Source organism: Acinetobacter sp. 778_lipA, assembly GCF_058242985.1.
This window is the reverse complement of record NZ_JBZAYT010000001.1, coordinates 3,844,622-3,867,063: the sequence shown is the minus strand read 5'-3', so window position 1 is coordinate 3,867,063 and position 22,442 is coordinate 3,844,622. Positions and strand designations below refer to the sequence as shown.

The window sequence follows — 22,442 nt, the reverse complement described above, 5'->3', positions numbered from 1 at the left end:
TTCACCGCTTCAAAGGTGCTTGTCAATCACATTTGTAGGGAAAGTTTGGGATTTGATGAGTCCGTGTTCAGCAAAGGAGTAGCTTTGCTCAGCAGCAATGATCATATGATCCAATAATTCTATTTCAAGTAGTTGACAGGCTTTTAATATTTCTTGAGTTAAATCGTAATCTTCGCGTGAAGGCTTGGCAAAACCTTTAGGGTGATTATGGGCAACAACGATAAAAGTCGCATGTTTTTGTATGACATATCGTAATAATTGATTGATGGAAATATTGCAGTAATTGACTGATCCATAAAATAGTTTTTTAAAACTCAATTTACGTAACTGGCTATCTAAGCAGAGTACAGCAAAGACTTCTTGAAATTCTCCAATCAATTCATAACGTAAATAATCTCGGATTAAATCAGAACGACTCAAGTCTAAACCTTGGTTCAGTTGATGTTTCAAGTAACGCCGTCCCAGTTCTTTCACTGCCATCAGTTGTGAATACTTGCTTTCGCCAATGCCATGAAATTGTTTTAAATCATCTAAAGACGAATCAAATACAGCATTTAAATGACCAAAATGTTGAATGAGCAAGCGTGCTAATTCAACAGCAGAGTGTTGTTTTGAGCCTGAGCGGAGAAAGATTGCGAGTAGTTCTGCATCAGATAAACTGTGCGCCCCTTGTAAGAGTAATCTTTCACGTGGACGTTCTTGTTTAGGCCATTGTTTGATTGACTGATTCATTATTTTTCACATTTTAAACTTATTTTAGTTCTGGTTTTTCTCCCTTGAATAACTTGGGAGATAGACTATTTAATGATATTGTGAGCGCCACTGCAACTGAAAGGTAGCTTGATAGTGAGTTTTGATCTCAGCGTATTTTCTAATAAAAATATTATCCTCGCTGTAACAGGTGGTATAGCCGCCTATAAAAGTGCAATCCTGGTACGTCGTTTAAAGGATTATGGCTTTAATGTACGCGTGGTAATGACTAAAGGTGCACAGGCATTTATTGCCCCTTTAACTTTTCAGGCGCTATCGGGAAATCCAGTTCATACTGAATTATTAGATCCTGAAGCAGAAGCGGGAATGGGGCATATTGAATTGGCACGTTGGGCTGATTTAATTTTAGTTGCACCTGCAAGTTGCGACAGCATTGCGAAATTTGCTGCAGGTTTAGCTGATGATTTACTGAGTACCTTGTATTTGGCAACCAAAGCACCAGTTTGGGTTGCACCTGCAATGAATCAACAAATGTGGGCAGCTAAGCCGACACAACGGAATCTGAATACTTTAGTTGAAGATGGCGTACATGTGATTATGCCTGAAGCGGGTTCGCAAGCGTGTGGGGATGTCGGTTTAGGGCGTATGCCTGAACCTGAAGATTTAGCAGAACAAGTTAAAAATTACTTCCATCAAGCACAACGTGCGATTGCTGAAAAGTTTGGCTTGCTTGCTGGAAAGCGTGTGGTGATTACTGCAGGGCCAACACGTGAAGCGATTGATCCTGTACGTTATATTTCCAATCACAGTACAGGGAAAATGGGCTTTGCTATTGCAGCAGCCTGTTACTCAGCAGGGGCAAAAGTGACGTTGCTGGCGGGTCCAGTCAGTTTGGATACCCCGAATGGTGTGCGTCGTATCAATGTTTCTTCTGCGATAAAAATGCTTGATGAAAGCATGCATCAGCTTGAGGATGGTTGTGACGTGTTTATTGCAACCGCGGCTGTCGCTGACTATCGTGTGGCAGAAGTTTCGGAACATAAGATCAAGAAAGCTGGTGATGAGCTGAATGTTTCGTTGGTGAAAAACCCTGATATTGTGGCGACCATTGCGCAACAGTCAAAGCGCCCATTTATGGTGGGTTTTGCGGCTGAAACTCGTAATGTAGAGGAATATGCAGCAGGAAAACTCGTTGCAAAAAAACTCGATATGATTGCCTGCAATGATGTCTCGCGGGCTGATATTGGTTTTGCTTCTGATCAAAATGCGATGACCGTGTTTTTTGCAGAACAGTACCAGATGGAAAAGCGTGATTTAGAGAAAGCTTCGAAACAAGAAATTGCACAACAGTTGGTTGAAGCGATCCACGATGCTTTACACCATGAGATTGAACCAATTTAAGAGTTTTTCAGGTTATGTTTGAATATAAAAATGCAACGAATTCGTTGCATTTTTATTTGCTATTTTTTGTGCTTTTAAACTATGTTTAATCTTGGAAATGGACAATAGCCACAATGGGCTTTTTTACCCCCAACAATAGCCACAGTTTTAAGGAAGATCATAATGATCAAAAAAACTTTAGCCACCGTCATGATGATTTCTGCTTTAGGTTTCAGCTCAATGACTTTTGCTGCAACGCTACAACAAAATATGCAGGCATTAGGTAAAAACTATAAAGCATTTAATCAAACCAATAATGCCGCTGAAGCAAATAAAGCTTTAGATAATATGCGTGCTGCTGCAACGGACGCTAAAAAAGTCAAACTTAAAGGTCGTGGTGATGCTAGTGCACCAACTTCGACTCAGTTATATGATCAATTGATTGCGCAAATTGATAAGACTCAAGCGCTAGTCAAAGGTGGTCATTTAGATCATGCAAAAATGGAAGGCAAGAAAATTGCTGAAATACGTGATCAAGGGCATAAGATCTATCAGTAATCGATTCATTTGAAAGCACAAAACCGTTAGTTTTAATGACTAACGGTTTTTTATTGTGAGGAGATTTTTAAAAGATATTGAATCAAAAAACTCAGCATGATTCGGATTTGCTCATTGCATAACAACTGTTAAGTTAGATGTAGAAAAGTGAGGAGAAATGTGATGCAACAGCACAATCAGTTTGAACGTATTGCAAAAGCCATTGAATACATTAAACACAATTTTAAAGCACAACCGAATTTAGATGAAGTGGCTGCGCATATTCATTTAAGCCCTGCACATTTTCAACGTTTATTCACTGAATGGGCTGGAACCAGTCCGAAGAAGTTCTTGCAATATATCAGCATAGAACATGCAAAAAACTTGTTAAAACAAGAGCATTCGGTATTTGATGCAACGTATGACACAGGACTATCAAGCACCAGTCGTTTGCATGATCTATTTATACAAATTGAAGGGATGACACCTGCTGAATACAAAAGTGGCGGAGAAAACTTAACCATCCACTACCAGTATGCTGAAACACGTTTTGGAACCGTTTTAGTGGCATCAACAGCCAAAGGGATTTGCTTTATGTCTTTTGTGGAGCATGAGCAAGATGCTTATAGCGCACTCGTTGAAAAATTTCCTAAAGCAAGATTTTATCAGCAAGCAGATGCGTTGCATGAACATGCTTTGGCCATTTTCTCATCTGAACAAAAACCATGGAACCAAATTAAGCTACATCTAAAAGGTACTGATTTTCAGCTTAAAGTTTGGGAAAGTTTGCTTAAAATCCCGATGGGGCAAGTGGCGACCTATGCGAACCTTGCTGAACAGATTGGAAATCCCAAAGCTTCCCGTGCAGTCGGTACTGCGATTGGCAATAATCCAGTGGCTTTTTTAATTCCATGTCATCGTGTGATTCAAGCAACAGGTGTTTTAGGTGAATATCATTGGGGTAAAACACGTAAAGCCGCTATGATTGGCTGGGAAGGTGTGCAAGTACATGCCAGCGTTTAATCCACAACAAGCAACAGCGTTGCTCAATAAAATTGAGGGTTTAGATTGGGAGTCAATCCGTGCTCAGATGCATACGCAAGGCTACTCAATCCTTAAAGACTTTTTATCTGATGAATTGTGTGAGTTGATTAAAAGTCATTACAACCATCAACAACTTTATCGAAAAACCGTCAATATGCAGCAACATCGTTTTGGATATGGCGAGTATAAATATTTTAATTATCCATTACCAAACTTGCTTCAACAGCTTCGAACTCAGTTTTATCCCTATCTAGTTCCTATCGCCAATGCTTGGTCTGATGCTTTAAAGTTGGAGCGACACTATCCAGATTCATATCTTGAATTTTTACAACAATGCCAACAAGCGGGTCAAAATAAAGCCACTGTTTTGATTTTGCACTATCAGCAAGATGGTTTTAATACCTTACATCAAGATCTATATGGCGAGGTCTATTTTCCGATCCAAATGGTATTTGTACTGAGTCAAATCAATACCGATTTTACCGGTGGTGAGTTGGTGTTGACTGAGCAAGTACCACGAGCACAGTCGAAAGCCATTGTTTTACAACCTGATCAAGGGGATGTGTTAATTTTTACCACACAGTTTAGACCCAAGAAAAGCACTTATGGCTATTATCGAGTTAATATGAAGCATGCTGTCAGTCAGGTGCATACAGGGGAGCGTTATACATTGGGGATTATTTTTCATGATGCTGTGAGTTAAATGATGATTAAGCATGATGATATTGAGCGCTTGGCGTTATATCGAAAAATCAGGAATGCTGAAATTTTATTTGCAGGCAATCAAAAGCTAAAAATTTATGGACGTTTAAACTGTGGTTCGGGCAAGCGGATGTTAAAAACCAATCGGGTATTCTTTAGTAGTGAAGCTGAAGCCTTGGCATTGCAATTTCGCCCGTGTGGACATTGTATGAAATCAGCCTATGTGAAATGGAAAAATGCAACAACTTAAGTTTCTAACCGATCCCCATGAGAATTTGCTTCCACAAGATGGAATAGTGAATTATTTCGGAAAAATTATGGATGAAGCCATCGCCAATGATTATTTTGAGAAATTGCTCGCACATATTGAATGGCAAAATGACCAAGCGATTATTTTTGGTAAAAAGATCATCACCAAACGGAAAGTGGCTTGGTATGGAGATCGCGCTTTTGAATACACTTATTCAAATAGTTCCAAATATGCCTTGCCATGGACTGAAGAATTACTCGAACTGAAAAAACAGATTGAATTAATTACGGGTGAAACATTTAATTCTTGTTTACTGAATCTTTACCATACGGGTGAAGAGGGTATGGCATGGCACAGTGATGGTGAAACAGATCTAAAAAAGAATGGCGCAATTGCATCTTTAAGCCTAGGTGCGGTTCGAAAATTTGCCTTTAAACATAAAAATAGCCAAGAAAAGATTGAGATTTTTCTCGAAAATGGCAGTTTGCTGGTCATGAAAGACACCACTCAAACATATTGGTTACACCGCTTAGCCCCAACAAAGAAAGTGCATACGGCTCGGATTAATCTAACCTTTAGAACAATCGATGAATCATGATTTTTCCTCACGGATAAGCCAAACAATTGTGGCAAAAATAAAATTGATTAAACTCCCATAAAAAATAAAATTGTAGGGAATCATGTTGAGTAAAACTTGAGAATAACTCAGCGGATAAAAGGGATACATATCTGCATGCATCAAAGCATCTAAAAAAACATGGCTAAAACTACCGACCAAGGCACTGACTGTCGCCACTTGCCATGTGATCTGCCAGTTTGCTTGTTTAAATAAGTTGCGTAAGCAAAACTCACTCATCACTTTACCTATGGGGACTGCAAGCAAAGCAATCAACAAAGCACCAAGTAAATTATGAGTATATAAATGGAGTGTGGTCCAGCCTTGAATAATACCAACTAGAGGTTCGATATCCATCAAAACCTGGACACCGAAGAAGATTAACAAGCTAAATTTTTTATTTGCAATGGCTTTACAACTTGCGCCTAAGCCCAAATGTAAGGGGGTAAATGGCATTGTTATTTTTCATGCTTATTGTGATGTTTAAATTATAAAAAATTGCATCACCCACGTTTGTGAAGTTTGAGTGATTTTATCTGATCAAACATAAAAAAGACCGCATAGCGCGGTCTTTTAAACTTAATTACTGAGAAATTAAGCTTGGCCTTCAGCAGCAGCGCCTTGGGCACGTTCCATATTTGCTTCAAACTCTGCATCAAAATTGATTGGCGTAAGAAGTAATTGAGGGAAGCTACCTTTCGTTACAAGATCATTAACTGCTTCACGCAAGAATGGGAACAAAATGTTCGGGCAGTAAGCGCCTAAGATGTATGGAAGGCGGTCTTCTTCAATACCATCAATCAAGAAAATACCTGATTGCGTTACATCGACGATAAATGCTGTATCGCCAGCATTGTTCGCTTGAACAACAACTTTTAAAGACACTTCAAAGTGGGTTGCATCCACTTTTTCAGCAGCAGAAGACAAGTTGATGTTTAATTCAGGTTGCCATTCTTTGGTAAAAACTTGAGCCCCAGGTACTTCAAAAGAAATGTCTTTTGTATAAATACGTTCTAAAGCAAGTTGTGGTTGAGCTTGTTGTTCTTCACTCATTCTTTATTCCTTAAATTTTAAGAAGTGATTCATTAATTAAGTTGTGGATTAACCAAGTAACTCATCGAGTTTGCCGGCTTTTTCTAAAGCATAAAGCTGGTCAAAACCACCGATAAATTCATTATTAATAAAAATTTGTGGCACTGTACGGTGTCGAGTTTTCTGGATCAGCTCAGTCTTAACTTCAGGTGCTTCTTCATCGAGATTGATTTCGGTAAAAGCAACACCTTTACGCTCAAGTAGAGATTTCGCACGTACACAGTATGGGCAAAAAGTTGTTGAATATACTTTTACTTCAGCAGTCATGTTGAGCTCCTTAAGCTTATTTTTTAGCTTTAACTAATGGCAAGCCTTGGGCTTTCCAGTTACTGATACCACCATCAAGACGATAGCTGTCTGCATGGCCGACTTGTTGCAAAGCACTTCCTGCAACTTGACCTAAGTTACAGATAAATACTAAAGGACGGTCAGCAGTTTTTAACTCTTCAATGTGACTGGCAATTTGACTGTATGGAATGTTGCGGCTGCCACTCACATGACCTTCACGGAAATCTTTAGCATCGCGTAAATCAATCAACATCGCATTTTTAGCTTTTACTAAAATACCAAGTGATTGTGGTGAAATCTTACGACCACTGCGTTGTCCTTCAAAAATAAAGAACAAGATCGCCAGTACCCCTAAAATACCAAATAAGAAGGGGTGATTCCCCATAAACTCAAACCAACGTTCCACAAGTCACCTAATTACAATCAAAAATTGCGTCGAGTATAGCGTATATATATGGTGATCAAAATCACCGCTTCAAGGTTCTCAAAGAAGAAATTTAATTTTTTTGTTGCGCATCAGTGATTTCTTCAATTAAGCGTAAATAACTTTCATGTCGTCTGGCTAGAATTTCACCATTTTCTACCGCTTTTTTAATGGCGCACTGTTTCTCATGCGTGTGCGTGCAATTACGATATTGGCAATGCCCAATCAAGTTCGAAATTTCAGGAAAGCCTGCATCAATCTTTTCTAGGCTCAAATGCCAAAGCCCAAATTCACGGATGCCGGGCGAGTCGATCAAGGCGCCATTTTCACCAAAACGAATCAAACGGGTAGAGGTCGTTGTATGTTGTCCGAGCGCCGAGTTTTCAGAAATAATATTGGTCTTCTGCTCTGCATCAGGAACGATGACATTAATCAAGGTACTTTTGCCGACACCTGATTGCCCAACGAAAGCAACAGTTTCGTTGTCGAGTCGTTGCTTTAATTCGCTAATATCACCTTCAGACTGAGTAATCAGTACTTCATAGCCTAAGTCTTGATATTCTTTAATCAGATCTAAAATAGGGTCATTTTCTTTGAGTAAATCTGATTTGTTTAATACCAAAAGGACTGAAATATCAGCATCCGCACATGCCACTAAATAGCGATCAATCAGCGTGGGTGCTGGCTCAGGCAGAGTTGCAAAGACGATGACAATTAAACTGATATTGGCTGCCACAGGTTTAACTTTATGATAACGATCGGGACGCGTTAACAATGAAGTCCTTGGATGAATGGCGGTGATGATGCCTAAACCTGTATTGGGATCTGCTTGCCATTGAACTTTGTCGCCCGTCACTAACAGCTCTAAATTGGTTCGTGTATGACAGCGCCAAACACTGCTTAATTCAATCGGTTTCCAAAAGGGCTCTGGATCACCTTCATTGACGATGGGTTTTTGCGGATGTTGAGTAGGAACAGAAAGGGCTTGTACTTCGAGTTGTCGTCCATAATGCTGAACAACAAGACCTTCAAGGTCATTGGAAGTGTCGATTTCTTCTTGACGTGTTTTATGTTGTTTCTGAATGCGGCGTTGCTGCTGTTCAGTTAAACGACGTTTACGAATTAAAGCCATTCATATCCTAAAAACCTTAAAAATGAGAAGGCAAAAATACCATGACAGGCGAATGAATTACAGCGAAGATGCAAGAAATTTGCTACTATTCATTTTTTATTGGCCTAATAAGATTGCACTATATGAGCAGCACTCCGGATACCCGCTTAATTTGGATCGACCTAGAGATGACAGGTTTAGATACAGATAATGACAAGATCATTGAAATTGCGACAATTGTAACAGATGATCATTTGAACATTTTGGCGGAAGGGCCTGTACTCGCAGTGCATCAATCAGATGTTATCCTCAATGCAATGGATGAGTGGAACACCAAACAACATGGTCAGTCAGGGCTGATTGAACGAGTACGTCGTAGTAAACTCACAGCGCAAGATGCAGAGCAGCAAACCTTAGAATTTTTGAAGAAATGGATTAATCCTAAAACTTCGCCAATGTGTGGTAATTCAATTTGCCAAGATCGCCGTTTTATGCACCGTTTAATGCCTGAGCTTGAACAATTCTTCCATTATCGCAATTTGGACGTGTCTTCAGTGAAAGAGTTAGCAAAACGCTGGAGACCTGAAATTATGAGCGGTTTAAAGAAAAATGCTTCACATTTGGCAATGGATGATATCCGCGATTCGATTGCTGAACTTAAATATTATCGTCAGTATTTCTTTATCGCCAATCAAGATTAATCATCTGAGTGGTTAAATCTCATTACATATCAGATTGAAACAAGAGGCTTTTTAGCCTCTTTTTTTGCTATGCATTTTGGTTTTTTAAGCTATACTAAAGCTGATGTCCTCTGACAACTCGTTACAAAAAATAGCAAGCAGTTCAAATTGTTTGCATAAAAAACGTTTTAATATCCTTATATATATTTGAATTATTACAAAGAGATTGACTATGCAAAGTAATAACCCAATTTTAACGCGTGCGGAAACGTATGCAGATTATGAACAGCCAATGACTGTACAAGGCGCAATTCAAAAATCAGTTTTATTGACTGTTATTGCGGCCATACTCGGTGTTGGAATTTTTTTCTATAGCTTTACCACAATGAATGTTGGAATTGCCTATGCTGCCGCAATGGTCGGTGCAATTGGTGGTTTGATTCTTGGATTGGTTGCTACATTTAAGCCGAAGACGGCACGTGTTTTAGCTATTCCTTATGCGTTCTTTGAAGGTGCATTTTTGGGGGGTGTTTCAGTGATCTTCCAACTGAAGTTTCCGGGTGTACCATTACAAGCACTTTTAGCTACATTTATCACAACTTTAGTGATGTTTGGTTTATATAAATTCCAAATTATTCGTGCAACTGAAAAATTTAAATCTATTGTAATTTCAGCATCTATCGCAATTGCATTGGTTTTTGTGGTGCAGTTCATTATGCGTTTGGCTTTTGGTTCAAGCATTCCATTCTTATTTGAAAGTAGCATTTTAGGTATTGGTTTTGCTGCATTTGTTGCGGTGATCGCATCATTGAACTTGATTCTTGATTTTGATTTGATTGAATCTGCTGCTGCACAACGTGCACCGAAAGCCTATGAATGGTTATGTGGTATCGCTTTATTGGCAACATTGGTATGGATGTACTATTCATTCTTACGTTTATTGAGCTTATTGCAAGGTGATGATTAATTATTCCCTTTATATAGATTGATAGATTTAAAAAGGCGCACTCGATTCAGTGCGCTTTTTTTATGTTTTTAGTAAACTTTTAAAAAAAGATGCATTATGCAATTTAGTTATGGGTCAAGACTTGGCATTATGCTTACAAAATTGATCAGGTGAGAATTTCATGGCACAAGGACTATTGGCAGGTAAACGCTTTTTAATCGCGGGTATTGCAAGTAAATTATCCATTGCATTTGGTATTGCTCAGGCATTACATCGTGAAGGTGCAGAACTCGCATTTACTTATCCAAACGATAAACTAAAAAAACGTGTAGATGATTTTGCAGAACAATTCGGTTCTACTTTAGTTTTCCCTTGTGATGTTGCTGTGGATGCTGAGATTGACCACGCATTTGCTGAATTAGCAAAGCATTGGGATGGTTTGGATGGTGTTGTACATTCAATCGGCTTTGCACCTGCGCATACACTTGATGGTGATTTCACGGACGTCACAGATCGTGAAGGTTTTAAAATTGCTCATGACATCAGTGCTTATAGTTTTGTTGCTATGGCTCGTGCAGCAAAACCTTTATTGTTGGCTCGCCAAGGCTGTTTATTGACTTTAACTTACCAAGGTTCAGAGTCTGTTATGCCAAACTATAATGTTATGGGTATGGCGAAAGCATCTTTGGAAGCAGGGGTACGTTATTTAGCATCAAGCTTAGGTGCTGAGGGTATCCGTGTAAATGCAATTTCAGCAGGTCCAATCCGTACTTTAGCGGCATCTGGGATTAAATCTTTCCGTAAAATGTTAGATGCTAATGAAAAAATTGCACCGTTAAAACGTAATGTGACGATTAAAGACGTTGGTAATGCAGCCTTATTCCTATGCTCACCTTGGGCAAATGGGATCACTGGTGAAATTCTGTATGTCGATGCTGGTTTTAATACGGTCGGTATGAGCCAGTCGATGATGGATAGCGAATAAAGTTAAGTTTATTTAACTGATTGAATTAAAGACATAAACCTCAATATTAAAACGTGAATATTGAGGTTTTTTTACAAATTTTAAAAAATTAACCGATCAATAAACTAGGATTCAATCGTTTTTTTTGATTAAATATTCATAAATATTAATATTATTTTAAGTTTGATAAGAAAATGAATTTTGCCAATATATTTTCGGCTCTGCAACACCTTGGATTGACTGCGCAAAAACGAGCCTTGCATATCCAATTTAGCAATCCTGATTTGACTGCTCAAGTCTTCTTACAACGCATCGATGGACAACATGGTCTAAACCAAGGCGTGTCTATTGAACTGATTTGCCTTGCCACTTCAGCAACGATTCCGCTTAAACAATTCATAGGTAGCCAAGTGGCGATTGATCAAGTCACAGATCATGGACAACTGTTTCGTAGCACAGGGGTGATTACCGAAGCAGCACAAGGGCAAAGTGATGGTGCACTGACGCTATATAAACTCAAATTCGAAGATGCCACTTCACTGTGGCATAAACGTCGTAACAGCCGAGTGTTTATGAACAAGTCGGTTGTTCAAGTCATAGAAGCGCTGTTTAAAGAATGGCAAGACAAAAGCCCACTCTTTGCCTCCAGTCTAAGCCTCGATAAAAGTGGTCTTAAAAAAGACTACGATATCCGACCATTCATTATGCAGAGCAACGAAAGTGACTATGCATTTTTAACCCGCTTGATGCGCAGTGAAGGGATCAACTGGCTGATTGATGAGGCGCAATTGATTGTGCCTAGTTCTGCGACTCAAATTCAACCACAAAAACTGCGTTTAGTGGATGACAACAGCGAATACAAAGTGCTAGAACGAAGAAAAATTCGTTTCCATCGTAGCAGTGCCACAGAACAACAAGACAGCATCACCAGCTTTATTGGACAACGCAGCTTACAACCCACTGCTGTCCATGTACAACGCTGGCAAGCAGATGTGTTAGAACAAGAAGAAGGTGCAGGCAGTGTTCAAAGCAAACATCAACATAGCCAAAACCAAAACAATGCCAGTCTTGGTTTAGAACAAGCTTGGCATATCAGTCCAGCATGGATTCAAGACCTGAATGGTGAAGATCAAGCAACCGCTTCAAATAACAATCAGATTGAAAAGATCAACCAAAACCTGAGCCATTATTACGATGCTCAATCCAAGCAATTTGTTGCCAACTCCACTGTACGTGATGCGCAAGTGGGGTATTGGTTTGAATTGAATGAACACCCAGAAATAGACCAACACAGTGGCTCAGACAAAGAATTTCTGATCACGTCAAAGACATTCTATAACCAGAACAACTTACCCAAAGATCTGAATGAACAAATCAATCGCTTGCTCAAACAAAGTAATTGGGTCAATTCAAATGTAGACTCAAACAACCCAGAACGCCAAGCCAATCAATTGGTACTACAACGCCGTAATATCACCACTGTTCCTGAATACCACCCACTACAACACCGTCCAAGTACCCATCCACAACGAGCCAAAGTGGTTGGGCCAAGTGGAGAAGAAATTCATGTCGATGAATGGGGGCGCATTAAAGTTCGCTTCCTATTTACCCGTAATGAAGATCATAGTCATGATGGTGGTGCAGGGAGCAATGACAACGACACCGATTCCGCTTGGGTGGATGTACTGACCCCGTGGGCAGGTGAAGGCTATGGTGCACGGTTCTTACCGAGGATTGGTGAGATTGTCGTGATAGATTTCTTTGATGGCAATATTGACCGACCATTTGTGGTGGGGCGTATCCATGAAGCGCAACGAAGCCCAACGAAATTTGATGACAAAGGGCAATTGCCTGATACTAAAAAACTGGCAGGGATCAAAAGTCGAGAAGTTAAAGGCAGTGGCTATGGGCAACTTAGATTTGATGATACCACAGAGCAAATCAGCAGCCAGCTACAAAGCAGTCACGGTGCGAGTCAACTTAACCTTGGTAATCTGAGTCATCCTAAAGAAACGGATACGAGTGAAGGACGAGGCGAAGGCTTTGAACTAAGAACAGACCAATGGGGTGCAGTGCGTGCAGGGCAAGGCCTACTACTGAGTACCTATGCTCAAGATTCAGCTTCAGGCAATCACCTTGATGCAACTGCGGCGAAAAGTCAGTTAGAAAGCAGCCTAAATAATTCTAAGGCCTTAAGTGAAGTTGCCAAGAATCAGCAAACTGATCCTTTGGAAGTGTTGGAAAGAATAAAAGGATTTATCAATACACTAGACCAACAAGATCCGAAAAAAGCAGATGCATTTAAGTCTGCGGTGATGATGTTGGCTTCCCCTAATTCGATTGCGCTTGCCAGTAACGAAGATATTCATCTTTCAGCAGATGGGCAAATCAGTCATACCGCAGGCGACAGTATCAACCTAAGCACACAAAAGGCTTTGATTGGGCATGCCAGTGCTAAGATCAGTCTTTTTGCGGCACAGGAAGGGGCAAGGTTATTTGCTGGAAAAGGTAAAGTTGAAATCCAAGCACAAGGCGATGGTGCGGATTTGATTGCACGTAAAGGTATTCAAATTATCTCTACTGAAGAAGCAGTTTATATTACCAGCCCGAAAGAAATCAGACTGATAGGGGATGGTTCTGAGTTAAAGATCAATGGTTCAGGGGTATTTGCAACTACAGGTGGTTTGTTTGAGGTGAAGTCGGGACAACAGAAATTTACCAGTGGTGCGAAGGTTGAGATGAAATCTCATGAATTCAAAGAAACACCTTGTTATTTAACTTATGAAGCAAAAGATTTATTTGGAAATCCATTAGCGAACAAAAAGTACTTAATGATTTTACAAAATGGTGAGGTTATACAGGGTATTACAGATAGCCAAGGAAAAACTAAAAAAGTAACAACAGGGTCACCAGAAAATATTTCTATTTATATAGAAGATGAAAATATTAATAGCTACAATTTGAAAGTAGAGGAATAAATTATGGGAGGCTTTCCATTAAAAAATAATCAAAATAAAGACATTTTTAAAGCTAATCTACAACCAAAAAATAATAAACTTATTTTGGTTGTTAAAGATAATGTGGGAAACTCACTTGCAGGAGTAAATTATAAGCTCATCGTAAAAGATTTAAGCTCACTAGGTGGAGGTACATTAGCTCAAGACTCTTTTTCAACGAATAGTAAAGGAGAGACAAGAGCAATATATTTTGATGCTTATTTAAATGCAGAAGTGACTATTTGGGTTAATGGTAAGAAGCCTGAGACAAGAGACGGGAAAAATGGAATTTATAGAATAAATGCTGAAAGTTATAGCTATATTGATACGAGGTCAGTATTTAATCAAAAGCTAGATTTAAAGCCTATAAAAAAAGAAACAGTTACTGTAGAGAAAAAAATTGAGGTATTGCAAAAGGCTTTTGTTTTATATCAGGTTTTTATGAGGTTGGGTGGAAAGATAAAGTATTTCCCCAAAGGCGGTTATAGAATATTTAATGAAAAGAATGAAAGGTTGGATGCTTCATCCAAACAAATTAAACCAAGTGTATTGAATGAAAAATCGATATCCAATCTTTTGTATACTGATAATAAAACCTATATCGAATTTGATCTGAATGGACATAAATTTAAATCCCAATTAATGGCACCTTTGGTTGCTTCAACCAAAGGGAATTTTCATGCTTTTGAAATTAAATTGAGTAGTACCACTACAAATCCTAAAGAAACTTATACAGCGAGCTTAGGCGCTAAAACAACGTTACCAATAATCATTGTTCCAGAATCTAATGAAATTTATATTTTACCGATGGATGTTTTTAAGCCATTTGATAAATTGACTAAAGATTTTGAGAAATCTATATCTTCAATCTATAAGAATAAAAAGGATTTAGAATTACAGCTTGAGTCTAGAAGCCCATCTGACATTAAGAAAATAGAAGAAAGACTGGGTATTGCGAAAAAAGAAGCACTAGATAAAATTAATGGAGAATTTAAAAATAGTGCAGAAATTCAAGAGGTTATTGTAATAGAGGCAAGTGGAAATTCAAATGGGAATCCGAATATCTTAAGAAGATATGCCAACAGGCGTAGAATTGAAGAGTTAAGAACTCAAAGGATAAATAAAAGCACAACTAAAATAAAAATTACCAGTGATACAGGGGCAAATTCCAGAGAAGGAACAGATGAGATAAGCACATCTAATCCCCAAGAGTTTAGTAATAGCTTAAAAAAGTTTATCAATGGTGTTGGCATTGAATTAGCAAATTACAAATCAAAGTCAGCAGATGAAAAAAGTATCCGAGACTTGTATTTACCTGTGTTGGGACGTGTTGGTGGAGAGTACTCTAATCAATATAATATGATGAGTGAAAATGATGAACTCACTGTTGATGCTCAGTGGATGAGGTTCGTCGGTACAAATGGCACAGAAGCTACTCTTAATCTGTCTAAAGAGCATTTACATGGTAAGGCTGAGGCGAAGGCGGCTGCAAAATTTGTATTATTTGAGGGACGAGCAAATTGGGACTTTTTTTGGCCATCTAAATACGGTTGGAGTATTGTTTTTGATGATGGAGATCCCATTGCGACAATTAGAGTTGTTGCAGGTGCAGCATTACAAGGATTTGCAGGTGCAAATCTAGCAATTGCAGGTCAAATGAGTGTCGCGATTGGTAACGTTGCAGGCTATCAAAAACTACAAGCAATTTCACATGATCCTAAAAAATCGATGAAAGATGCAGTAGATGCAGTAAAAGGCTTAAAAGTAGAAGTTAAAAGCAATGAAGATATACCTCCTGATGTGCTAAATAAAGCTCAAGTGGAAGTCAAGGCTTTTGCTGGCGCTCAGTTAGCACTCACTCCAAAAGTTGAATTGCAGTGGTTTAATGCAAATGGCAATCCTCGTGAATCAAGTGGAGACCCTAAGTTTGAAACATTAGCAAAAGCAGCATTTACCGCTGGAGTCAGTGGGGGTGCAGGAGCAGAATTTAATTTTTATATGTATATTCACACAAATGGTTCGATAAGAATTAAATTGGCTGCTCATTTATGTTATGGGGTTGGGGCAAAAGGTGCGGTTGATTTAGAAGTTAATCCTAAAGATTTAGTATCTTTAATGCTGTTTATCAAAAAGAATTTACTGAAAATGGGTTTTATGCATTTGGCCTATATTGCTACTGACTTATTTGAACAATTGTCACAACTTTTTGCGATGCTTGCAGCAAATAATGATTATACAATTTTAAAAAAATATTCAATCCAGCTAAAAAATACATCTCGCTTTTTTGAAGCTGTATCTAGTGATTTTAGGAAATGGACAGCTACAATTAAATCTGAAGAGGCAAAATTGGCCTGTGCTCAAAATATTAATAATAATTTACAGTCATTGATTGGTTTAACACCCAATTCCAAAGGGATTTTGATATATTCACTATGCCATTGGAATACTCGTTGGGCGCATTATGATGATTTTCCAGCTGTAGATTGGGACGGTATTCATTATTTGGATCAAAGAAAAACAGCAATTGTTAATATTTTTAAATCAACATTGCATGTAAATGAATGGAAAAATATTATAGAACGAATAAATGCAGAGGGTGAAAAAATAACTGGTGGTCAGAAAAATTTAGAAAGACATATTATCAATTTTTTAGCCAGCGGTTTAAACTTGGTGCGGTTTCAAATAGATAATATTGTTTTGGCTTTAAATAGCAATACAAAATATACCGGACCTACCAATAAATGGGTTAAAGACTTTATAGAAGCAAGAACGAGTTTGGAAGGTATTAAAACGTGGCCTTTACCACAAATTGCTTATAATCAGGATGATAGTATTTTTAAACAAGTCAAAATTATGCAAGGATATGAAGAAAATAATGAAATTTTATATTTAGCGAGTGTCAATGATAGACCATTATTTTCGGAACCCGATAATGACACATATTTAACTTAGGCAAATAAAGGTGCTTAATGAATAACAAGTAATTTATACATTTTATTTACTAAGCGCCTTTTTTAATTATTTAAAAATTAAATTTAGCATTTTCTCTAGGTAAGAAAGATATGCTAAAGGCTTAGACCAATGGACCTAGATTTAATCTTATTTTTGTATTGGGCTGAGACTATTTGCTGCACATCTCACTGAAGTTCTATAGTAATCTTCAAAGTCATGACCTTGCAAATTAGGTTCTTTAAACGTTCTTGAAAATGTAAAGCCAAAAGCAGTTCGAATCATATATTCATCTCTGGTATTGGTGCTTCTTAGTACTTTTGCTGTACCTGTTTCAGGTCCTTTGGGGTTTTTTTCAGGTGATTTTGAATAATAATCGGGCGCATACCAGTCAGCGACCCATTCTAAATTTTCATTGATTAAATCATAAAAACCTAATGGAGTGGGTTGGTATGCACCTAATTGAGAAACTAAAATGATGGCATCCCCTGAAACTTTACGAGAGAAATCTTTTTGTTGTTGATAACTATTAAAGTTTTTACCATATTCTACTTTACCATTATCGGTGGGATAGACCACTTGTTGACCGCGGTTACGAGCAGCATATTCCCACTGCGCTTCGGTTGGTAAGTCCATAGGTACATTTAATTGTTGACCTAACCATTGGCAATAATCACGTGCTTGTTGCCAATTGAGTCCAGCTGCAGCATCTTTATATCTCTTGTCAATGATATCAGGATCGTTCATAACTTTGGGTTGTCCTGTTGCTGAACTATAGATGTCTAGGTCTTCATAACTGGACTTATATGCATTTAGGCTATAACTATCTAAAGTGACCTTGTGTAAAGGTTTACTATGTCCATCGCCATCAAAGGGTAATTTCCCTTTATTCACGAGTTCACCAAAGTCACCCATCATAAACGTTCCACCCTGTACAAAAATCATGTTCTTTTTGGTTTTGTCTACCAGTGTTTTAATTCTTTGTTGTAACTCAAGATCATTTTTTTCATTGGACTTTTGAGCTGTTGAATTGGTATGTGTCTCGTTGGTTGTTTTTGCACAAGCAGATAAGGCTAAGCTCGAGAGTAAAATAGCGATTATATTGTGTTTCATCATTTTTTAAATAAGACTATCAGTATTTTAGTTTTTATCTTAACTGCTAATTTGCACGATATAAAGGTTGATTCTGTTAAAAAATATAAAGGTCAAACGAGCTTTGAGTTTTATAACAAAGACAATTTAGGATAAAGGTTTAGGGCTATTGGCCGCACATCTAACAGAGGTAGTATAGTAGGATAATTCATCATTTGGCTTTTTAGGTTCCATGAACATTCTTGAAAAAGTAAAGCCAAAAGAAGTCCGAATCATATATTCATCATTAATATTGGTACTTCTAAGTACTTTTGCAGTACCTGTCTCAGGCCCTTTGGGTTTTTTTTCAGGCGATTTTGAATAATAGTCAGGTGCATACCAGTCAGCGACCCATTCTAAGTTTTCATTGATTAAATCGTAAAAACCTAATGGAGTAGGCTGATGGGCACCGAGTTGAGTGATGAGTATTATCGAATTCTCTGCAACAGTTTCTGTGAATGCTTGTTGTTGTTCATAACTATTAAAGTTTTTACCATATTCTACTTTACCATTATCGGTGGGATAGACCACTTGTTGTCCACGGTTACGAGCAGCATATTCCCATTGTGCTTCAGTTGGTAAGTCCATTGGCACATTTAATTGTTGACCTAACCATTGACAATAGTCGCGTGCTTGATACCAATTAAGCCCTGCAGCTGCATCTTTATATCTTTTACCTTGTAAATCAGGATCATTCATAACTTTGGGTTGCCCTGTTGCTGCACTATAAGTGTCTAAGTCTTCATAACTGGACTTATAAGCATTTAGGCTATAACTATCTAAAGTGACTTTGTGTAAAGGTTTACTATGTCCATCGCCATCAAAGGGTAATTTTCCTTTATTGACGAGTTCACCGAAGTCCCCCATCATAAACGTTCCACCTTGTACAAAAATCATATTCTTTTTGGTTTTGTCTACCAGTGTTTTAATTCTTTGTTGTAACTCGACATCATTTTTTTCATTGGACTTTTGAGCTGTTGAATTGGTATGTGTCTCATTGGTTGTTTTTGCACAAGCAGATAAGGCTAAGCTCGAGAGTAAAATAGCGATTATATTATGTTTCATTATATTGTTTTAAATTATGGAGTTGACTAAATATAAATCAATCATAAGGTAAATTGAATCTTTCGGAAAGAGCGTTTGTGTTATTCAAATGGTAATTTTAAAAAAAGCCCCTCAGGGCTTTCTCATCTCAACACATTCTTAAGGTAATTGCTTAATCGGACTACCACCTAAAGCTTGCATCAAAGTGACATAAGCATTGTATTGGCTTTGCTTGGCTTGGACTAAAGACAAACGAGCACTACGCGTGGTTTCTTGAGCATCCAAAACATTTTTTAAAGCAATTGCACCATTACGATAGCGTACATTGGTCAAACGTTCTGTTTTTTCCGCAAGTTCCAAGTTCTTTTGTTGAAAGGCGACTTGTTTATCTAGCTCAGTACGATTCGACAATGCATTTTCAGTATCTGCAAAAGCTTGGTACAAGGTATTGCGATATTGAACAATGGCTTTTCCATAGTCAAGTTCACTGATCTTTAAATTCTTTTGCATATCATTATATTGTAAAAACGGCAGGCTTAAGCTTGCGCCTAAAGTCAGTGCAGGATTTTTCAATAAATTTGTCAATGATGTGCTGGTTGAACCTAAATTCCCCGTCAAACTGATTGAAGGATAATAGCTGGCTTTGGTGGCATCTTTGGTCGCCAAAGATTCACGTAAACGCAATTCGGCTGCTTTTAAATCAGGACGGCGCGACAAAATATCTGCCGGTAAACCCGCTGAGATATTGGGTAGACTGATCTGCGGTAATTGCTGTGGTTCTTGAATATTTAACTGTTGCACAGGTATTTGTAATAACACGGCCAAAGCGGTACGTGTTTCAACACGTTGCTGTTCAATTTGGCTTAAACTGGCTTTTTGGCTTTGTACCGATTGCTCAGCTTGGGTCAAATCTAGTCCTGAAACAGCGCCAGCACGATATTGAGTACGCACCAATTCAAAGGTTTTTTGAGTAGCAGCTAGGCTTTGTTGAGCAGAGCTATAGCGTTCATTTAAATAACCCAATTGCCAATATAAATTTGCGGTTGTGGCAATTAAGGTCTGCCCAGTCGCTTGTAAGTCTTGTTCAGTGGCTAAAGATTCCCACTTCGATGCTTCCGTTTGACGTGCTAATTTTCCAAACAAATCCACTTCATAACTGACGCCAGCACTGAGAGATAGACCTTTGGCAGCATCATCACCTGAATGAAGGTCAAAGCTATGGCCCGTAGATACTCCAGAATTAACACGAGGACCTTGTTGGTCTCGCGCTAAGCCAGCTCTTAAACGGGCTGTTTGTAAGTTAATCCCTGCAACAGCCAAATCAGCATTACGTTGAATTACTTGATTGACCAGTTGATTTAACTGAGCATCACCAAATAAGGTCCACCACTGATCTGCATATAAATCTGCCTGAACGTGTTTCGATTTTGCATTGTCATAAACAAAACCATTTGGAATTTGCACAGCAGGGGCCTCGTATGGGGTTTTAACCACAGCCGCACAACCGACCAATGAACTCCCAAGAATCAAGGCGCTTGCAAGTTTGCTTAAATTCATTTGCATTAATAATTTCCTTATTCTTCGGTTATTCACGCGAAAGTGCATCAACAGGATTGAGCTGTGCTGCATTGCGAGCTGGGATAAATCCAAATACCACACCAATCAAGGTTGAACATACAAATGCCGCAATGATTGAGGTGCTTGAATACGCCATTTGGAAACTGCCTTTGGCAATATGACCAATCAACTGTCCAATGCCTAAAGAGAGCAGGACCCCTAAGATACCGCCCAAAATACACACCAAAACAGCTTCGATCAGGAACTGTTGCAGAATGTCACTTTGCCGAGCACCTACAGCCATACGCACACCGATTTCTTGGGTACGCTCGGTCACCGACACCAACATGATGTTCATTACCCCAATACCACCGACAACCAAGGAAATCACCGCAATGGCTGAAACCAGTAAAGTCATGGTTTGAGTGGTCTGTTCAATGGTTTGACGAATACTGTCAGAGTTTTGAGTAAAGACATCCTGTGAGCCATGGCGTTGTTCCAACAAGCTTAAAATGGCATTTTCAGCAACTGCAGTTGGATATTCATCTTTAATACGCACGATGATGCTACGGACATTGGATTGGCCTAACATTCGGCTCATGACGGTTGAATAAGGCAGATAAACATTGAGACTGTCTGAGTTGCCCATAAAACCTTGCTGTGCATCAATCACACCAATGATTCGGCTTGGAACACTACCCAATAACAGCACTTGGCCTACTGGATTGGTACCATCTGCAAAGAAAGTCTTTTCAGTATTGGCATCAATCACCACATCCTGCGCTCGCCCAGTGATACTGTTTTTATCAAAAGCTTGCCCAGATTTAAAGGTCATACCACGCACATAGAAGAAATCAGCACTGACACCATTGACGGTTGCAGAAGCTTCTGTGTCTTTAAAACGTGCTGTTACGCTACTATTGACTGTTGGACTGACTGCTTCGACATAAGGTTGCTCTGAGAGTGCCTCAGCATCTGCTGGAACCAAGGTTTTAAACTGTGCTGTTTTCGAGTTATCACCAAAGCCACGTCCCTGAAAGACGGTAATGGTATTGGTGCCTAAACTGCTGATGTTATCAAGAATTTGCTTTTGTGAGCCATTGCCCAAAGCCACCACCGAGACCACAGATGCAATCCCGATAATAATACCCAGCATGGTTAAAAAGGTACGCATACGGTGGGCATTCATTGCCAGCAATGCCATACGAAAGGCTTCTGCAAAACGATCTAATGCAGAGCGCCATTTGGATGATTTTTTACGATTTGACTTAGGTTCTTGGTCGACAACAACATCAATCTCATCATCATGTTCGGGAACATTTGGCTTATCCGCGATGATGTTACCATCACTGATTTCAATGATACGTGTCGCATTTTTTGCCACATTCATATCATGTGTAACTAGGATAATGGTATGCCCTTTGGCATTGAGTTCACGTAAAATACGCATAACCTCGACACCACTGTGCTTATCTAGTGCACCAGTTGGCTCATCCGCAAGGATGACATCACCACCATTCATCAAAGCACGGGCAATCGAAACTCGCTGTTGTTGTCCACCCGAAAGCTGATTTGGACGGTTTTCAGTTTTTTCACCGAGTCCTAAGTCAGTCAAGATTTCATGTGAACGCTTTTGACGAACACTCGGATCCATACCAGCATAAATTGCTGGAACTTCAACGTTTCCTGCGGCATTTAAATCACCCAATAAGTGATAGCGCTGGAAAATAAAGCCAAAATATTCACGGCGTAATTGCGCGAGTTCGTCAGGTTCAAGTTGACCTGTTTCACGACCATTGACTTGATAACTACCTGATGTGGGTTGATCCAGACAGCCCAAGATATTCATCAATGTCGATTTACCCGAACCAGATTGCCCAACAATAGCAACCAGTTCACCAGGGTAAATTTTAAGGTTAATACTCTTTAAAATCTGAATAGTGGATTCACCCGCAGGGAACTCACGAATCAGATTACTGACCTCAAGTAGAGGTTTGATCTGATGATTGTTCTGATCCAT

21 protein-coding genes are annotated in these 22,442 nt (G+C 38.9%); 11 read left to right on the top strand and 10 right to left on the bottom strand.

The annotated features are described in order from the left end of the window. Positions 1-9: 9 nt before the first annotated feature. A complete protein-coding gene (gene radC / locus AC4CUY_RS18280; protein ID WP_336953531.1) occupies positions 10-732 on the bottom strand; it encodes a RadC family protein in 723 nt (240 codons plus the stop codon). Positions 733-846: 114 nt separating this feature from the next. On the opposite strand from radC, the gene coaBC reads away from it, so the two are divergent. The 6 genes from coaBC to AC4CUY_RS18250 all read left to right on the top strand — a co-directional run bounded on the left by coaBC (position 847) and on the right by AC4CUY_RS18250 (position 5,222). Beyond that, complete coding sequence (gene coaBC / locus AC4CUY_RS18275; protein ID WP_336953532.1) at positions 847-2,112, top strand: bifunctional phosphopantothenoylcysteine decarboxylase/phosphopantothenate--cysteine ligase CoaBC; 1,266 nt, start codon at positions 847-849, stop codon at positions 2,110-2,112. 162 nt (positions 2,113-2,274) lie between these two features. After that, entirely contained in the window at positions 2,275-2,649 is a 375-nt protein-coding gene (locus AC4CUY_RS18270; protein ID WP_004725812.1) for a cytochrome b562, read from the top strand. A gap of 162 nt (positions 2,650-2,811) precedes the next feature. Then, positions 2,812-3,651 (top strand): methylated-DNA--[protein]-cysteine S-methyltransferase, encoded by an 840-nt coding sequence (locus AC4CUY_RS18265; protein ID WP_490774548.1) that lies wholly within the window; start codon positions 2,812-2,814, stop codon positions 3,649-3,651. Further along, on the top strand, positions 3,638-4,375 hold the full coding sequence (locus AC4CUY_RS18260) for a 2OG-Fe(II) oxygenase (RefSeq protein WP_490774547.1): 738 nt from the start codon (positions 3,638-3,640) through the stop codon (positions 4,373-4,375). The genes AC4CUY_RS18265 and AC4CUY_RS18260 overlap by 14 nt, the downstream gene beginning before the upstream one ends. A gap of 3 nt (positions 4,376-4,378) precedes the next feature. Further along, positions 4,379-4,624: an Ada metal-binding domain-containing protein gene (locus AC4CUY_RS18255; RefSeq protein ID WP_336953604.1), complete on the top strand. Its 246-nt coding sequence runs from the start codon at positions 4,379-4,381 to the stop codon at positions 4,622-4,624. Then, positions 4,611-5,222 carry an alpha-ketoglutarate-dependent dioxygenase AlkB family protein gene (locus AC4CUY_RS18250; protein WP_419358808.1) on the top strand — a complete coding sequence of 204 codons (612 nt, stop codon included), beginning with the start codon at positions 4,611-4,613 and terminating at the stop codon, positions 5,220-5,222. The genes AC4CUY_RS18255 and AC4CUY_RS18250 overlap by 14 nt, the downstream gene beginning before the upstream one ends. Here the strand turns inward: AC4CUY_RS18250 and AC4CUY_RS18245 are convergent. The 5 genes from AC4CUY_RS18245 to rsgA form a co-directional block, all read right to left on the bottom strand. Beyond that, the gene (locus tag AC4CUY_RS18245; protein ID WP_419358810.1) at positions 5,217-5,696 is read right to left on the bottom strand and encodes a DUF4184 family protein; all 480 of its coding nucleotides are present in this window, start codon (positions 5,694-5,696) and stop codon (positions 5,217-5,219) included. The genes AC4CUY_RS18250 and AC4CUY_RS18245 overlap by 6 nt on opposite strands. 138 nt (positions 5,697-5,834) lie before the next feature. Beyond that, positions 5,835-6,293 carry a protein-export chaperone SecB gene (gene secB / locus AC4CUY_RS18240; RefSeq protein ID WP_004725824.1) on the bottom strand — a complete coding sequence of 153 codons (459 nt, stop codon included), beginning with the start codon at positions 6,291-6,293 and terminating at the stop codon, positions 5,835-5,837. A 48-nt stretch (positions 6,294-6,341) separates the two neighbouring features. Next, positions 6,342-6,599, bottom strand: coding sequence for a glutaredoxin 3 (gene grxC, locus AC4CUY_RS18235; RefSeq protein WP_004725827.1), 258 nt, complete (start codon positions 6,597-6,599; stop codon positions 6,342-6,344). A gap of 16 nt (positions 6,600-6,615) precedes the next feature. Continuing rightward, on the bottom strand, positions 6,616-7,026 hold the full coding sequence (locus AC4CUY_RS18230; RefSeq protein ID WP_004725828.1) for a rhodanese-like domain-containing protein: 411 nt from the start codon (positions 7,024-7,026) through the stop codon (positions 6,616-6,618). A gap of 91 nt (positions 7,027-7,117) precedes the next feature. Continuing rightward, on the bottom strand, positions 7,118-8,176 hold the full coding sequence (rsgA, locus tag AC4CUY_RS18225) for a ribosome small subunit-dependent GTPase A (protein ID WP_490774546.1): 1,059 nt from the start codon (positions 8,174-8,176) through the stop codon (positions 7,118-7,120). A gap of 122 nt (positions 8,177-8,298) precedes the next feature. On the opposite strand from rsgA, the gene orn reads away from it, so the two are divergent. The 5 genes from orn to AC4CUY_RS18200 all read left to right on the top strand — a co-directional run bounded on the left by orn (position 8,299) and on the right by AC4CUY_RS18200 (position 16,693). Next, entirely contained in the window at positions 8,299-8,856 is a 558-nt protein-coding gene (orn, locus tag AC4CUY_RS18220; RefSeq protein WP_004725833.1) for an oligoribonuclease, read from the top strand. A 211-nt stretch (positions 8,857-9,067) separates the two neighbouring features. Then, positions 9,068-9,802 carry a Bax inhibitor-1/YccA family protein gene (locus tag AC4CUY_RS18215; RefSeq protein ID WP_490774545.1) on the top strand — a complete coding sequence of 245 codons (735 nt, stop codon included), beginning with the start codon at positions 9,068-9,070 and terminating at the stop codon, positions 9,800-9,802. A gap of 160 nt (positions 9,803-9,962) precedes the next feature. After that, complete coding sequence (locus AC4CUY_RS18210) at positions 9,963-10,766, top strand: enoyl-ACP reductase FabI (protein WP_490774544.1); 804 nt, start codon at positions 9,963-9,965, stop codon at positions 10,764-10,766. 173 nt (positions 10,767-10,939) lie between these two features. Then, positions 10,940-13,723 (top strand): type VI secretion system Vgr family protein, encoded by a 2,784-nt coding sequence (locus tag AC4CUY_RS18205; RefSeq protein ID WP_490774543.1) that lies wholly within the window; start codon positions 10,940-10,942, stop codon positions 13,721-13,723. 3 nt (positions 13,724-13,726) lie between these two features. Continuing rightward, positions 13,727-16,693: a hypothetical protein gene (locus AC4CUY_RS18200; protein ID WP_490774542.1), complete on the top strand. Its 2,967-nt coding sequence runs from the start codon at positions 13,727-13,729 to the stop codon at positions 16,691-16,693. 147 nt (positions 16,694-16,840) lie between these two features. On the opposite strand, the gene AC4CUY_RS18195 is transcribed toward AC4CUY_RS18200, so the two are convergent. From AC4CUY_RS18195 to AC4CUY_RS18180, 4 genes are all read right to left on the bottom strand, one after another. Further along, positions 16,841-17,803, bottom strand: coding sequence for a formylglycine-generating enzyme family protein (locus AC4CUY_RS18195; protein WP_336953541.1), 963 nt, complete (start codon positions 17,801-17,803; stop codon positions 16,841-16,843). Positions 17,804-17,929: 126 nt separating this feature from the next. Then, positions 17,930-18,886, bottom strand: a complete 957-nt coding sequence (locus AC4CUY_RS18190) for a formylglycine-generating enzyme family protein (protein ID WP_490774541.1) — start codon at positions 18,884-18,886, stop codon at positions 17,930-17,932. Positions 18,887-19,024: 138 nt separating this feature from the next. Further along, a complete protein-coding gene (locus tag AC4CUY_RS18185; protein WP_419358828.1) occupies positions 19,025-20,428 on the bottom strand; it encodes an efflux transporter outer membrane subunit in 1,404 nt (467 codons plus the stop codon). Positions 20,429-20,450: 22 nt separating this feature from the next. Then, the gene (locus AC4CUY_RS18180) at positions 20,451-22,442 is read right to left on the bottom strand and encodes a MacB family efflux pump subunit (RefSeq protein ID WP_490774540.1); all 1,992 of its coding nucleotides are present in this window, start codon (positions 22,440-22,442) and stop codon (positions 20,451-20,453) included.

Bases quoted from the DNA above. Each gene is read 5' to 3' on its own strand.
- radC (WP_336953531.1), bottom strand. From the start codon at position 732: ATGAATCAGTCAATCAAACAATGGCCTAAACAAGAACGTCCACGTGAA.
- AC4CUY_RS18270 (WP_004725812.1), top strand. From the start codon at position 2,275: ATGATCAAAAAAACTTTAGCCACCGTCATGATGATTTCTGCTTTAGGT.
- AC4CUY_RS18265 (WP_490774548.1), top strand. From the start codon at position 2,812: ATGCAACAGCACAATCAGTTTGAACGTATTGCAAAAGCCATTGAATAC.
- AC4CUY_RS18260 (WP_490774547.1), top strand. From the start codon at position 3,638: ATGCCAGCGTTTAATCCACAACAAGCAACAGCGTTGCTCAATAAAATT.
- AC4CUY_RS18255 (WP_336953604.1), top strand. From the start codon at position 4,379: ATGATTAAGCATGATGATATTGAGCGCTTGGCGTTATATCGAAAAATC.
- AC4CUY_RS18250 (WP_419358808.1), top strand. From the start codon at position 4,611: ATGCAACAACTTAAGTTTCTAACCGATCCCCATGAGAATTTGCTTCCA.
- AC4CUY_RS18245 (WP_419358810.1), bottom strand. From the start codon at position 5,696: ATGCCATTTACCCCCTTACATTTGGGCTTAGGCGCAAGTTGTAAAGCC.
- secB (WP_004725824.1), bottom strand. From the start codon at position 6,293: ATGAGTGAAGAACAACAAGCTCAACCACAACTTGCTTTAGAACGTATT.
- grxC (WP_004725827.1), bottom strand. From the start codon at position 6,599: ATGACTGCTGAAGTAAAAGTATATTCAACAACTTTTTGCCCATACTGT.
- rsgA (WP_490774546.1), bottom strand. From the start codon at position 8,176: ATGGCTTTAATTCGTAAACGTCGTTTAACTGAACAGCAGCAACGCCGC.
- orn (WP_004725833.1), top strand. From the start codon at position 8,299: ATGAGCAGCACTCCGGATACCCGCTTAATTTGGATCGACCTAGAGATG.
- AC4CUY_RS18215 (WP_490774545.1), top strand. From the start codon at position 9,068: ATGCAAAGTAATAACCCAATTTTAACGCGTGCGGAAACGTATGCAGAT.
- AC4CUY_RS18210 (WP_490774544.1), top strand. From the start codon at position 9,963: ATGGCACAAGGACTATTGGCAGGTAAACGCTTTTTAATCGCGGGTATT.
- AC4CUY_RS18205 (WP_490774543.1), top strand. From the start codon at position 10,940: ATGAATTTTGCCAATATATTTTCGGCTCTGCAACACCTTGGATTGACT.
- AC4CUY_RS18200 (WP_490774542.1), top strand. From the start codon at position 13,727: ATGGGAGGCTTTCCATTAAAAAATAATCAAAATAAAGACATTTTTAAA.
- AC4CUY_RS18195 (WP_336953541.1), bottom strand. From the start codon at position 17,803: ATGAAACACAATATAATCGCTATTTTACTCTCGAGCTTAGCCTTATCT.
- AC4CUY_RS18190 (WP_490774541.1), bottom strand. From the start codon at position 18,886: ATGAAACATAATATAATCGCTATTTTACTCTCGAGCTTAGCCTTATCT.
- AC4CUY_RS18185 (WP_419358828.1), bottom strand. From the start codon at position 20,428: ATGCAAATGAATTTAAGCAAACTTGCAAGCGCCTTGATTCTTGGGAGT.
- AC4CUY_RS18180 (WP_490774540.1), bottom strand. From the start codon at position 22,442: ATGGATCAGAACAATCATCAGATCAAACCTCTACTTGAGGTCAGTAAT.